The sequence below is a fragment of the Pseudomonas sp. HTZ2 genome (assembly GCF_033173945.1).
Classification (GTDB): Bacteria; Pseudomonadota; Gammaproteobacteria; order Pseudomonadales; family Pseudomonadaceae; genus Aquipseudomonas; species Aquipseudomonas guariconensis.
Genome location: NZ_CP137332.1, coordinates 2,732,851 through 2,746,035, shown reverse-complemented (window position 1 = coordinate 2,746,035; position 13,185 = coordinate 2,732,851). Strand labels below are relative to the sequence as shown.

Below are 13,185 nucleotides of genomic sequence, written 5' to 3'. Positions count from 1 at the left end.
CATGGTCTTGCTGCGGTGACCTTCGCGTGTAAACCCGCTCCCACAAAAAACGCGCTTGCGAAGACACAAGCGGGCTTACCTGCGAAAGGGGCGGCAGTTTCGCTGCCGCTCCCACTGTCCATCCCGTGCTTGTCACGGTCCTTGTCTATCCTTTGCCTTTCACCGGTGGCTCCTCGCTCGGCGGATCCCCCACGGTCGGCGGCACGGTCGGCTTGATCGGCAGCTCGTCCGGCTCCTCCTCTGGCACGCCCGGCGGCAGGGTAGGGTCGTCGATGTTCGGGTCGGGCGTCTCCGGTGGAATGGGAATGTTCATGGCCAGGCCTCCTTTGGGATTCAAGCGTCTTTGCAGGCTTTGACTTGGCCCTGCACCGTTCGCTCATTTTTTTTGAACCCCAGGCAGCGCCCACGGCTCTGAACCCTTACCGCCACCGCAAAAGGGAGCAAGGTTCGATGTCAGGAAATGAGCCGTTCGACAGCGTGCCCATGGCCAATGATCACCCGGACCAGGCCATCAGCCTGTCCCAGGCGTTGCTGGCGCCGCGGATCGTGGTCGAAGATACGCAACCGGTGCTCGACGCTGGCACCTTCGCCACCAAGGCGGTACGAGGCCAGCGCGTGGCGGTGAGCAGCAAAGTCTACAGCGACGGCCATGACCGCTTGGCGGTGGTCCTGCACTGGCGCCAGGCCCACAGCCGCCGCTGGCATACCGTGCCCATGCACTCGCCTGGCAACGACCTGTGGCTGGCCGAGTTCACGCCGCTCGAACTGGGCCTTCACCTGTTCAGCATCGAGGCCTGGATCGACCCCTTCGCCACCTACTGCCACGACCTCGAGAAGAAGTACCACGCCGGTGTCGACGTCACGCTCGAGCTGGAGGAGGGCAGGCTGCTGCTGGGCAAGGGCGCCGAGCGCAGCAACGGCCAACTGCGTGGGCAACTCGAGCAGCTCCAGCAACGCCTGCCGACGCTCGCCACCGATGATCAGGTGGCACTGTTGCTCGAGCCGGGCACCGCGGCGCTCATGGTCGATGCCGAGCACCGCAGTTACCTCACCCGCAGCGCAGAGTTCCCGGTGGATGTGGACCGCGAGCAGGCGCTGTTCGCCAGTTGGTACGAACTCTTTCCGCGTTCGATCACCGACAGCGCCGAGCGTCACGGCACCTTCAACGACGTGCACCAGCGCCTGCCGATGATCCGCGACATGGGCTTCGACGTGCTGTACTTTCCGCCGATCCACCCCATCGGCACCAAGCACCGCAAAGGCCGCAACAATGCCCTGCAGGCCGAGCCGGGAGATCCGGGCAGTCCCTATGCCATCGGTAGCCCCGAAGGTGGCCACGATGCCATCCATCCGCAGTTGGGCAGCCGCGAGGATTTTCGCCGCCTGGTCGCCGCCGCCGCAGAACATGGGCTGGAAATCGCTTTGGATTTCGCCATCCAGTGCTCCCAGGATCACCCCTGGCTGACCGAGCATCCCGGCTGGTTCAGCTGGCGCCCGGATGGCACCATCCGCTACGCCGAGAACCCACCGAAAAAGTACCAGGACATCGTCAACGTCGACTTCTATGCCGCCGAGGCCGTGCCCTCCCTGTGGTTGGCCCTGCGTGACGTGGTGATCGGCTGGGTCGAGGAAGGCGTGCGCACCTTCCGTGTCGACAACCCGCACACCAAGCCGTTGCCGTTCTGGCAATGGCTGATCGCCAATGTTCGCAGCCGCTACCCCGATGTGATCTTTCTCGCCGAGGCCTTCACCCGCCCGGCGATGATGGCCCGCCTGGGCAAGGTCGGCTATGCCCAGAGCTACACCTATTTCACCTGGCGCAACACCAAGCAGGAGCTGCGCGAATACTTCCTCGAACTCAACCAGCCGCCCTGGTGCCACTGCTACCGGCCGAACTTCTTCGTCAACACGCCGGACATCAACCCCTATTTCCTGCAGACCTCTGGACGCGCGGGGTTCTTGATTCGCGCTGCCCTGGCGACCATGGGGTCCGGGCTGTGGGGCATGTATTCGGGTTTCGAGTTGTGCGAGGGCACGCCGTTGCCGGGCAAAGAGGAATACCTGGATTCGGAGAAGTACGAAATCCGCCCGCGGGACTTCACCCAACCCGGCAACATCATCGCCGAGATCGCCCAGCTCAACCGTATCCGCCGGCAGAACCGCGCCCTGCAGACCCACCTGGGCGTCGCATTCTTCAACTGCTGGAACGACAACATCCTGTATTTCGCCAAACGCACGCCGGAACGGGACAACTACATCCTGGTGGCGATCAGCCTCGATCCGCACAACGCTCAAGAGGCGCACTTCGAACTGCCGCTGTGGGAGCTGGGCCTGGACGACAACGCCGACACCCTCGGCGAAGACCTGATGAATGGCCACCGTTGGACCTGGCACGGCAAGACCCAGTGGATGCGCATCGAACCCTGGCACCTGCCGTTCGGCATCTGGCGAATCGAAAAAGCCCGTTAGAACGGCGTCCCCTGTGGGAGCGGGTTTACCCGCGAATGCGTCAGTGGGGTAAACCCCTCCCACAGGTCTTAGCGCTACCGGACAACACCGTTGCACGCTGAAATCGAATTGAAAGGAGTCGCCCATGGCCAAGCGTTCCCGCCCACAAGCCTTCATCGACGACCCGCTGTGGTACAAGGACGCAGTGATCTACCAGCTGCACATCAAGTCCTTCTTCGACTCGAACAATGACGGCATCGGTGATTTCGCCGGGCTGATCGGCAAGCTCGACTACATCGCCGAGCTGGGCGTCAACACACTGTGGCTGTTGCCGTTCTACCCCTCGCCACGGCGCGATGACGGCTACGACATCGCCGAGTACAAGGCCGTGCACAGCGACTACGGCACTCTGGCCGATGCCCGGCGCTTCATCGCCGAGGCTCACAAACGCGGCCTGCGGGTGATCACCGAGCTGGTCATCAACCACACCAGCGACCAGCACCCTTGGTTCCAGCGCGCCCGCCACGCCAAACCTGGGAGCAAGGCGCGGGACTTCTACGTGTGGTCGGACACCGACCAGAAATACGACGGTACGCGGATCATCTTCCTGGACACCGAAAAGTCCAACTGGACGTGGGATCCGGTCGCCGGCCAGTACTTCTGGCACCGTTTCTATTCGCACCAGCCGGACCTGAACTTCGACAACCCGCAAGTGATGAAGGCCGTGATCGGCGTCATGCGCTTTTGGCTCGATCTTGGCGTCGACGGCCTGCGCCTGGATGCGATCCCCTACCTGATCGAGCGCGACGGCACCAACAACGAGAACCTCCCCGAAACCCACGCGGTACTCAAGGCGATCCGTGCCGAGATCGACGCCAACTACCCCGACCGCATGCTCCTGGCCGAGGCCAACCAATGGCCCGAGGACACCCGCCCCTATTTCGGCGAGGGCGATGGCGACGAATGCCACATGGCGTTCCACTTCCCGCTGATGCCGCGCATGTACATGGCCCTGGCCATGGAAGACCGCTTCCCGATCACCGACATCCTGCGCCAGACCCCGGAAATCCCCGCCAACTGCCAATGGGCGATCTTCCTGCGCAACCACGATGAACTCACCCTGGAAATGGTCACCGACCGCGAACGTGACTACCTGTGGAACTACTATGCCGAGGACCGCCGCGCCCGCATCAACCTTGGCATCCGCCGTCGCCTGGCGCCGCTGCTGCAGCGTGACCGTCGGCGTATCGAACTGCTCACCAGTCTGTTGCTGTCGATGCCTGGCACTCCGACCCTGTACTACGGCGATGAATTGGGCATGGGCGACAACATCTACCTGGGCGACCGCGATGGCGTGCGCACGCCCATGCAGTGGTCGCCGGACCGCAACGGCGGATTCTCCCGCGCCGACCCGCAGCGCCTGGTGCTACCGCCGATCATGGACCCGCTCTATGGCTACCAGACCGTCAACGTCGAGGCCCAGTCCCACGATCCGCATTCGCTGCTCAACTGGAACCGCCGCCTGCTCGCCGTGCGCAAGCAGCAAAAAGCCTTTGGCCGTGGCACCCTGAAAATGCTCACCCCCAGCAATCGACGCATCCTCGCCTACTTGCGCGAGTACACCGATGGTGAGGGCAACACCGAGATCGTTCTGTGCGTGGCCAACGTTTCGCGTGCGGCCCAGGCTGCCGAGCTGGAGCTGTCGGCCTACGCCGACAAAGTACCGGTGGAGATGCTCGGCGGTAGTGCCTTCCCGCCCATCGGCCAGTTGCCGTTCCTGCTCACCCTGCCGCCCTATGGTTTCTACTGGTTCCTGCTGGCTTCGCGTGATCGCATGCCCAGCTGGCACATCGAGCCGAGCGAAGGCTTGCCGGAGCTGACCACCCTCGTGCTGCGCAAGCGCATGGAGGAACTGCTCGACGCACCCTCGAGCGAGACCCTGGAAACCACCATCTTGCCCCAGTACCTGCCCAAGCGGCGCTGGTTCGCCGGCAAGCAGGGGCCGATCGACCAGGTGCGCCTGAGCTATGGCGTGCGCCTGGCCACCGCCACCACGCCGGTGCTGCTCAGTGAGCTGCAGGTGCACAGCGAGGGTGTGGTGCAGCATTACCAGCTGCCGTTCGGCCTGCTGCCCGAAGAGCAGATCAACAGCGCCTTGCCCCAGCAGCTGGCGCTTTCGCGGGTGCGCCGTGGCCGCCAGGTGGGGCTGATCACCGACGCCTTCGTGCTCGAACCGTTCATTCGCGCCGTGCTCAGCAACTGCCAGGCCCGCACGCGTCTGCCGTGTGGTACGGGCGAACTGCGTTTCGACTGCACCGAACAACTGGCCAGCCTTGCGCTCAATGAAGAAAGCGAAGTGCGTTACCTGAGCGCCGAGCAGTCCAACAGCTCGGTGGTGGTGGGCGGCAGCCTGGTGCTCAAGCTGATCCGCCGGGTCAATCCAGGCATTCATCCGGAGCTCGAGATGAGCGCGTATTTGACGGCCGCCGGCTTTGCCAACATTTCGCCGTTGCTCGGCTGGGTCAGCCGGGTCGATGATCAAGGCACGCCGCATCTGCTGATGATTGCCCAAGGCTATCTGAACAACCAGGGCGACGCCTGGGATTGGACCCAGAACACCCTGGAGCGCGCCGTGCGCGACGAGATGGAGCCGGCCAGCGTCGAGCCCGAGGCGCACACCGACGCCTTGGTGGAACTCACAGGCTTTGCCGCGTTGCTGGGCCAGCGACTGGGCGAGATGCACCTGTTGCTGGCCGCACCCAGTGATGACGAGGCTTTCGCGCCGCGCCCCAGCGCCACCGAGGACAGCACCCGCTGGAGCACGCAAGTCAGCGCGCAACTGGACCACGCCCTGGACCTGTTGGCCCGGCACCGCGACAGCCTGGACCCTGACAGCCAGGCCCTGGTCGACGACCTGGCGCAACAACGCGAGGGCTTGGCCCAGCACATCGACACCCTGGCCCGCCAGGCCCAAGGCGGTCTGCTGATGCGCGTGCACGGCGACCTGCATCTGGGCCAGGTCTTGGTGGTGCAGGGCGATGCGTACCTGATCGATTTCGAAGGCGAGCCTGCCCGGCCGCTGGAGGAGCGACGGGCCAAGCACAGTCCGTACAAGGATGTCAGCGGCGTGTTGCGCTCCTTCGACTATGCTGCAGCGATGATCTTGCGCAGCGCCTCGGCGGTAGACCTCTCCGACGCTGCACGCCAGGCTCGGCAGCGAGTTGCCCGGCAGTACCTGCATCAGTCGCGTCATGCCTTCGTCGAAGCCTATGGCCTGGCCACCGCCGCCATGCCCCACGCCTGGGAGCAGGCCGAGGGCGAGCGCGCCGCACTGGAGCTGTTCTGCCTGGAAAAAGCCGCCTACGAAATCATCTACGAAGCCGAGAACCGGCCAGGCTGGTTGGCTGTGCCCTTGCATGGACTGCATGGGCTGATCAGTACGTGGGGGGAGGGCTAGGCCTCATGACAGGCGATAGGCCTCCTCTGTGGGAGCGGGTTATTTACTTCAAACAACAACGGATAGGGGCAGTGAGATGAATGCAACCACGCGTGATAACGGCGGCCTTCGGCAACGGGATCTGGACGCCCTGGCCCGCGCCGAGCACGCCAATCCCTTTGCGGTGCTGGGGCCCCACGCCGATGGTGCAGGAGGGCTGTTCGTCCGGGCCTTCCTGCCCACTGCGCTGAACGTCCAGGTGCTGGCGCGCCATGATGGGCGTGTGCTGGCCGAAATGGTGCAGGGCAGCCTGCCGGGGCTGTTCACCGCGCACCTGGACGAAGCCCATCCGTACCTGCTGCGCATCGGTTGGGCCGGAGGTGAGCAGATCACCGAGGACCCCTACAGTTTCGGCCCGCAACTGGGCGAAATGGACTTGTACCTATTCGCCGAAGGCAACCACCGCGATCTCTCCGGGCGTTTCGGCGCCCAGCCGATGTGTGCCGATGGCATCGATGGGGTGTGCTTCTCGGTGTGGGCACCCAATGCCCGGCGCGTGTCGGTGGTGGGCGATTTCAACAACTGGGACGGGCGCCGCCATCCCATGCGCCTGCGCCACGACGCCGGCGTGTGGGAGCTGTTCGTGCCACGCCTGGGTATCGGTGAGGCCTACAAGTTCGAGGTGCTCGGCCAGGACGGTGTGCTGCCGCTCAAGGCCGACCCGCTGGCCCGCGCCACCGAGTTGCCGCCGAGCACCGCGTCCAAGGTGTCAGGCCCCCTGAAGCACGCCTGGCAGGATCACGACTGGATGCAACAGCGCGCCGCGCGTCACGCCTACGACGCGCCGCTGTCGATCTACGAGCTGCATGCCGGCTCCTGGCGCTGCGAGCTGGACGACGCCGGCGAGGTGTCGCGCTTTTACAACTGGCGTGAACTGGCCGAGCGCCTGGTGCCCTATGTGCAGGATTTAGGGTTCACCCACATCGAGCTGCTGCCGATCATGGAGCACCCGTTCGGGGGCTCCTGGGGCTACCAGCCACTGTCGCTGTTCGCACCCACCTCGCGCTACGGCAGCGCCGAGGACTTCGCGGCGTTCATCGATGCCTGCCACCAAGGTGGCATCGGCGTGCTGCTGGACTGGGTTCCGGCGCATTTCCCCACCGATGAACATGGCCTGGCGCGCTTCGACGGCACCGCACTCTACGAATACGACAACCCCCTGGAGGGCTACCACCAGGACTGGAACACGTTGATCTACAACTTGGGGCGCAACGAGGTGCGCGGTTTCATGATGGCCTCGGCGTTGCACTGGCTCAAACACTTCCACATCGATGGCCTGCGGGTCGATGCCGTGGCCTCGATGCTGTATCGCGACTACTCGCGCAAGGCCGGCGAGTGGGTGCCTAATCGCCACGGCGGCCGTGAAAACCTCGAAGCCATCGATTTCATCCGCCACCTCAACGGCGTCGCCGCCGTCGAGGCACCGGGCGCCTTGATCATCGCCGAAGAGTCCACCGCCTGGCCCGGGGTCAGCCAGCCGGTGCAGCAGGGCGGGTTGGGCTTTGCCTACAAGTGGAACATGGGCTGGATGCACGACACGCTGCACTACATCCAGAACGACCCGGTGCACCGCGCGTATCACCACAACGAGATGAGCTTCGGGCTGATCTACGCGTACTCGGAGCATTTCATCTTGCCGATCTCCCACGATGAAGTGGTCCATGGCAAGCATTCGCTGATCGACAAGATGCCCGGCGATCGCTGGCAGAAGTTCGCCAACCTGCGCGCCTACCTCACCTTCATGTGGACCCACCCCGGCAAGAAGCTGCTGTTCATGGGCTGCGAGTTCGGCCAGTGGCGCGAGTGGAACCACGACCACCAGCTGGATTGGTACCTGCTGCAGTACCCCGAGCACCAAGGCGTGCAGCGCCTGGTGAGCGACCTCAACCGCCTGTACCGCGAGCTGCCCTCGCTGCACGAACAGGATTGCCAGCCCCAGGGCTTCCAGTGGCTGATCGGCGATGACGCGCACAACAGCGTGTATGCCTGGCTGCGCTGGAGCAGCGCCGGGGAGCCGTTGCTGGTAGTGGCCAACTTCACCCCGGTGCCACGTGAGGGGTACCGCATCGGTGTGCCGTTCGGCGAGCGCTGGCAGGAGTTGCTCAACAGCGATGCCGAGCTGTATGCCGGGTCGAATGTGGGCAATCTGGGAGCGGTGGCCAGTGAGCAGGTGGCCAGCCATGGGCAGCCGCTATCGCTGGCCTTGAACCTTCCGCCGTTGGGGGTTCTGGTGATGAAACCGGCCTGAGCTGTACCGGGGGCCGCAAAGCGGCCCCTTAAGTCTTGAGGTGTTCCATCGATTGAGGACATGGGGCTGCAAGGCAGCCCCGAAGTCTCACCAGCGCATTCTCACGCCCAGGCTGCCAATCAGGCCATTGAGGTCATTGCCGTCCACATCGCTGCTGTAGTCGGCACTGACGAACAGCGCTACTTTCGGCGTGACCCGCGCCACCAATCCCAAGCCAAGGTCCACGGTGGTCGAGTACCGGGAGCTGGAGATCTTGTCGACCTGGTCCAGCTTTACGGTGTCCGAATCGGTGAAGTCGTACCACACGTTGGTCCGCACGTAGGGTTCGATGGGCATCCCGCGTACGGTGTAGCGCCCCGACAATTTGGCACCGACCCGGCCGCTCCAGCTCGGCTGGCTGTCGAATGCCTGCAGGGTTTCTTCCTGTGCCCGGTTGCCGGGGAAGAACTGCTGGTTGATCAACTGCGCCTGGGGCTCGATGACCCAGCCACCGCCCAGGCCGATGGGGTATCCACCTTCAACCGAAAAGGTCATCGCATGGCCGCTGTCGTCCAATCGCTGGCCGCTCTCCCCACGCCCATTGACGTCGATGCGGGTGCCCATGGCCACGGCATCGACGTGCCAGCCTTGCTCATGGGTCATGCTCCAGTACACCCCCAGGCTTTCGCCGCTAAGGTTAACGGCATTCTTCTGCTTGTCGCCGAGCAACCGGCGCATGCCGTTGAAGCTGCTTTGCAGGTTGTTGTGGCCCACGAAAATCCCCGCCCGATGCACATTGCCGTTGGTTTCACGCACGAACAGGTCCGGGCCGATCGTCAATTGTTGGCTGGGCGCCTCCAGTTGCGCGGGCACTTGGGCGCCGGGTCTTGTGGCATCCGGGAAGAACTGCGACCACTGGCTGGCGACCAGGTCCGGGGCCGCTTGGCCGTGGCGTTCGCTCATGCGCTCGGAAAATGCACTCAGGGTGCCCAGGCTCAGGCCGCTGGCGGTCACCGGATCGAGGGAGAGCTGCGGCACGGCCGGCGGCTGCAACAGGCCAGCGAAGGAGGCCTGTTCCTGCAGTTCGAACGCGAAGGTTTCCACCGGGGTTGCCAGGAGCAGCGACGTGGAAACCGCACAGAAAATCGCGTCGAAGCGCCAGGGGTTCGAGGTTCTTTTCATGGCGGATCTCCTCTGTTGTGTTGTTGTGTGTTGGTACAGCCCAAGGATCTGGCCTGATGTCACGAGCTGTACGACACAAAAACAGAGGGCGACCCAAACCAGCACGCCTGGGCTCGCAGGTACGCACAAAGGTGCACGCTAGAGGCCCGGCGCGAATTTTTTACGACACGTTGTAGAGTTCAGCTAAGGAGACGTCGCCGCCTGCGTCAAGAAAGCGTGAAAGACTTGTCGGTATGTCGATGAGGGGCGTAAGCGAATGATTTAGCTGGAAATTCAGCTATCGATATCGAGGTTGGTTCTTTGCCGTGGTTGGACTATGCCGAATCATTGCTAAAGACGCACCTCCACTGCCAAGGGCAGGTGATCGGACAGATGCGTCCAAGGCTTGTGCCCAAGGATTCGCGGGGCATGACTCTCGGCGTTGCGCAGGTAAATGCGGTCCAGGCGCAGCAGCGGCAGGCGGGCCGGATAGGTGCGTGCCAGCAGGCCGTGGTGGCGCTCGAATGCTTCGTGCAGATCACGCTGAGCCCCCAGGGTGCGATTGCCGCGCAGCTGCCAGTCGTTGAAGTCGCCCGCGATGATCACCGGGGCGTCGGCCGGTAGGCTGTCGAGCAAACGGCGCAACAGGTGAAGTTGCTTTTGCCGATGGCTTTCCAGCAACGACAAGTGCACACAAATGGCATGCACCTGGCGTTGGCCGGGCACGTCGAGGATGCAATGCAACAGGCCCCTGCGCTCGGGGCCCGTGATCGATACGTCGAGGTTGCGGTGTTCGAGAATCGGGTACTTCGACAGCAAGGCATTGCCGTGGTGGCCATCGGGATAGACCGCGTTGCGACCGTAGGCGAAGTCGCTCCACATGCTGTCGGCAAGAAACTCGTATTGGGACGTCTGTGGCCAGCCCGGGTAGCGCGCGGCGTGGCGGTCATGGCTGCCGAGCACTTCCTGGAGAAACACGATGTCGGCCTGGGTACTGCGCACAGCCTCGCGCAGCTCTGGCAGGATGAAGCGCCGGTTGAAGGCGGTGAAGCCCTTGTGGGTATTGACCGTCAGCACCCGCAGCCGATGAACGGCTGGGGCTTGGCTGACGCTGGCGAAACCTGGACTACCGGCTTCGGGGCTCACGATGGCTCCTCAAGGACTGCGGGGTTGAATGCCCCATCGCAGGCATGCCGACGTCAGGGCCACTCGCACAAACAGACACTGATTCCGACAGATCTTGCTTGCCTGGGTTCACTCTCGAAGAGCCATCAGGTGTACATACTTATGCGGCTCTTTTCGCAAGCCAGTGAGACAGGCCTATCACTCTTCTTCGCGCTGTAGCGCCATCAGCAGCAATGAGCGCCCTTTGACCTCGAACAGCGTATCGAAGGCCAGGTGCTGAGGCTTGCGCATCTGTGGCCGGTCGGTGTCGACCAGGCAGCTCCAGTAGTCGCCCTCGGGCACCGAGGGCAGCTGGAAGGGCACCGTGTCATGGTAGGCGTTGACGATCAGCAGCAAGGTCGCCTCGCCGCCGGGCCGGGCAATGCCACTGACCTGGGCGCGGCCGTCCATGAGCATGCCCAGGCAGCGGCCATGGGGATCTTCCCACTGCTCCACGCTCATTTCATTGCCATCGGGCGCCAGCCAGGTAACGTCCTTGACCCCGATCGCCTCGTTGTAGTCGCCCACCAGGAACCGCGAACGGCGCAGCACCGGGTAGGCCAGGCGCAGGCGGGTCAGGCGTTTGACGAAGGCCAGCAGTTCGGTGCCTTCCTGGTCCAGATCCCAGTTGATCCAGCCGATCTCGCTGTCCTGGCAGTAGGCATTGTTGTTGCCGTGCTGGGTGCGGCTGAACTCGTCGCCGGCGACGATCATCGGCGTGCCCTGGGCCAGCAGCAGGGTGGCGAAGAAGTTGCGCATCTGGCGCATGCGCAAGGCGTTGATCTGTGGGTCGTCCGTAGGACCTTCGACACCGCAGTTCCAGGACAGGTTGTTGTCAGTGCCGTCCTGGTTGTTCTCGTCGTTGTCCTCGTTGTGCTTGTCGTTGTACGACACCAGATCGCGCAGCGTGAAGCCATCGTGGGCGGTGACGAAGTTGACCGAGGCATAGGGCCGCCGGCCACGGTTGTTGAACAAGTCGCCCGAGGCGGTCATGCGTGAGGCGAAGTCCGCCAGCTGGCCTTCATCGCCTTTCCAGAAGGCGCGCACGGTGTCGCGAAAGCGATCGTTCCATTCTGCCCAGCCGGGGGCGAAGTTGCCGACCTGGTAGCCACCCGGGCCGCAGTCCCAGGGCTCGGCGATCAGCTTGACCTGGCTCAGCAGCGGGTCTTGGCGGCAGGCCACCAGGAAACTGTGACGCTCGCTGTAGCCATCGTGATAGCGCCCCAGAATGGTCGCCAGGTCGAAGCGAAAACCATCGACATGCATCTCGCCGGCCCAGTAGCGCAGTGAGTCGGTGACCAGTTGCAACACGCAGGGATGGCTCAGGTCGAGGGTATTGCCGGTGCCGGAGTCGTTGATGTAGTAGCGCTTGTCGTCGGGCATCAGCCGGTAGTAGGAGGCGTTGTCGATGCCGCGCATGGATAGCGTCGGCCCCAGCTCGTTGCCCTCGGCGGTGTGGTTGTAGACCACGTCCAGGATCAGCTCCAGGCCAGCATCGTGCAGGTGCGCGACCATCTCCTTGAACTCGGCGACCTTGCCGCTGGCCAGGTACTTGGGGTGAGGCGCGAAGAAGGCGATGCTGTTGTAGCCCCAGTAGTTGTTCAGGCCCTTCTGCAGCAGGTGCTGGTCGTTGACGAAGGCGTGGATCGGCAGCAGCTCGATGGAGGACACGCCCAGGTCCTTGATGTGCTTGAGCAGCTCATCGTTGGCCAGGCCCGCGAAGGTGCCGCGCAGTTCTTCCGGTACCGCCGGATGGCGCATGCTGATGCCACGGGTATGGGCTTCGTAGAGAATGGTGCGCTCCCAAGGGATCTGCACCCGCTGGTCGCGGCCCCAGGTGAAGGCCGGGTCGATGACCTTGCACTTGGGTACGAAGGGCGCACTGTCGCGCTCGTCGAAGGACAAGTCGCCATCGGGATGGCCGATGGTGTACCCGAACAGTGCCTCGGACCATTTCAGATTCCCCACCAGTTGCTTGGCGTAGGGGTCGATCAGCAGCTTGTTGGGGTTGAAGCGGTGACCATTCTCCGGTTCGTACGGGCCATGGACCCGGTAACCGTAGACCAGCCCGGGATGCGCGTCGGGCAGATAGCCGTGGTAGATCTCATCGGTGTATTCGGGGAGCTCGATGCGTTCGATCTCCTGTTCGCCGGTGGAGTCGAACAGGCACAGCTCGACCTTGGTGGCATTGGCCGAGAACAGGGCGAAGTTGACGCCCAGACCGTCCCAGGTGGCACCAAGAGGGAAGGGCAAGCCTTCGCGGATGCGTGAGGGAGCGACGGAGCGGGTTTTCTTCGGGGTGCGGGGGCTCATGACAGTCCTCGTTGGCCTGGTGGACGGATGTACCGATGCATCTATGCCAGCCCTTTCGCGGGCAAACCCGCGAAAGGGTTCGGTACAGGCTCAGCCTGCAGTGGGTTTCTTCACAGCCTTTGGCTTTTTCGCCGCAGCCGGCTTGACCCCCGGCAAGGCAGCCACTTTCGGCTCGGCCGGCGCTTTGGGTTCAGCCGCTGCCTTGGGCTTGGCCGCCGCCTTCTTGCGCGGGGTCGCCTTGGGCGCCAGCGCCTCGGCCTCGGCCAGTTTGCGCGCCATCTCCCAGTGGCGTTCTTCCTGACCTACGGGTTTACCCTCCGACTCCCAGATCTGGTAGGCGAATTCGCGAATACGTTTTTCATCGGCACTCATCATG

Annotated in this window: 8 protein-coding genes; 3 read left to right on the top strand and 5 right to left on the bottom strand. The window is 63.7% G+C overall.

All coding sequences use genetic code 11. The features are described from left to right. Positions 1 to 145 precede the first annotated feature (145 nt). Positions 146 to 313, bottom strand: a complete 168-nt coding sequence (locus tag R6G97_RS12710) for a hypothetical protein (RefSeq protein ID WP_167358084.1) — start codon at positions 311 to 313, stop codon at positions 146 to 148. A gap of 137 nt (positions 314 to 450) precedes the next feature. On the opposite strand from R6G97_RS12710, the gene R6G97_RS12705 reads away from it, so the two are divergent. The 3 genes from R6G97_RS12705 (at position 451) to glgB (ending at position 8,192) form a co-directional block, all read left to right on the top strand. Next, positions 451 to 2,469, top strand: coding sequence for an alpha-1,4-glucan--maltose-1-phosphate maltosyltransferase (locus R6G97_RS12705; RefSeq protein ID WP_090344423.1), 2,019 nt, complete (start codon positions 451 to 453; stop codon positions 2,467 to 2,469). A gap of 124 nt (positions 2,470 to 2,593) precedes the next feature. Next, the gene (treS, locus tag R6G97_RS12700) at positions 2,594 to 5,905 is read left to right on the top strand and encodes a maltose alpha-D-glucosyltransferase (protein ID WP_043212063.1); all 3,312 of its coding nucleotides are present in this window, start codon (positions 2,594 to 2,596) and stop codon (positions 5,903 to 5,905) included. A 76-nt stretch (positions 5,906 to 5,981) separates the two neighbouring features. Then, a complete protein-coding gene (gene glgB / locus R6G97_RS12695; protein WP_197852948.1) occupies positions 5,982 to 8,192 on the top strand; it encodes a 1,4-alpha-glucan branching protein GlgB in 2,211 nt (736 codons plus the stop codon). Between the two features lie 87 nt (positions 8,193 to 8,279). Here glgB and R6G97_RS12690 read toward each other — a convergent pair whose 3' ends face one another. From R6G97_RS12690 to R6G97_RS12675, 4 genes are all read right to left on the bottom strand, one after another. After that, positions 8,280 to 9,353, bottom strand: a complete 1,074-nt coding sequence (locus tag R6G97_RS12690) for an autotransporter domain-containing protein (RefSeq protein WP_043212060.1) — start codon at positions 9,351 to 9,353, stop codon at positions 8,280 to 8,282. 330 nt (positions 9,354 to 9,683) lie between these two features. Next, positions 9,684 to 10,478: an endonuclease/exonuclease/phosphatase family protein gene (locus R6G97_RS12685; protein ID WP_043212059.1), complete on the bottom strand. Its 795-nt coding sequence runs from the start codon at positions 10,476 to 10,478 to the stop codon at positions 9,684 to 9,686. 177 nt (positions 10,479 to 10,655) lie between these two features. Next, a complete protein-coding gene (gene glgX, locus R6G97_RS12680) occupies positions 10,656 to 12,809 on the bottom strand; it encodes a glycogen debranching protein GlgX (RefSeq protein WP_043212058.1) in 2,154 nt (717 codons plus the stop codon). 90 nt (positions 12,810 to 12,899) lie between these two features. Continuing rightward, positions 12,900 to 13,184, bottom strand: a complete 285-nt coding sequence (locus tag R6G97_RS12675) for a DUF2934 domain-containing protein (RefSeq protein ID WP_043212056.1) — start codon at positions 13,182 to 13,184, stop codon at positions 12,900 to 12,902. Position 13,185 lies beyond the last annotated feature (1 nt).

What these genes read in the sequence shown, in the direction of transcription:
- R6G97_RS12710 (WP_167358084.1), bottom strand. Translation starts at nt 313, where the DNA reads ATGAACATTCCCATTCCACCGGAGACGCCCGACCCGAACATCGACGAC.
- R6G97_RS12705 (WP_090344423.1), top strand. Translation starts at nt 451, where the DNA reads ATGTCAGGAAATGAGCCGTTCGACAGCGTGCCCATGGCCAATGATCAC.
- treS (WP_043212063.1), top strand. Translation starts at nt 2,594, where the DNA reads ATGGCCAAGCGTTCCCGCCCACAAGCCTTCATCGACGACCCGCTGTGG.
- glgB (WP_197852948.1), top strand. Translation starts at nt 5,982, where the DNA reads ATGAATGCAACCACGCGTGATAACGGCGGCCTTCGGCAACGGGATCTG.
- R6G97_RS12690 (WP_043212060.1), bottom strand. Translation starts at nt 9,353, where the DNA reads ATGAAAAGAACCTCGAACCCCTGGCGCTTCGACGCGATTTTCTGTGCG.
- glgX (WP_043212058.1), bottom strand. Translation starts at nt 12,809, where the DNA reads ATGAGCCCCCGCACCCCGAAGAAAACCCGCTCCGTCGCTCCCTCACGC.
- R6G97_RS12675 (WP_043212056.1), bottom strand. Translation starts at nt 13,184, where the DNA reads ATGATGAGTGCCGATGAAAAACGTATTCGCGAATTCGCCTACCAGATC.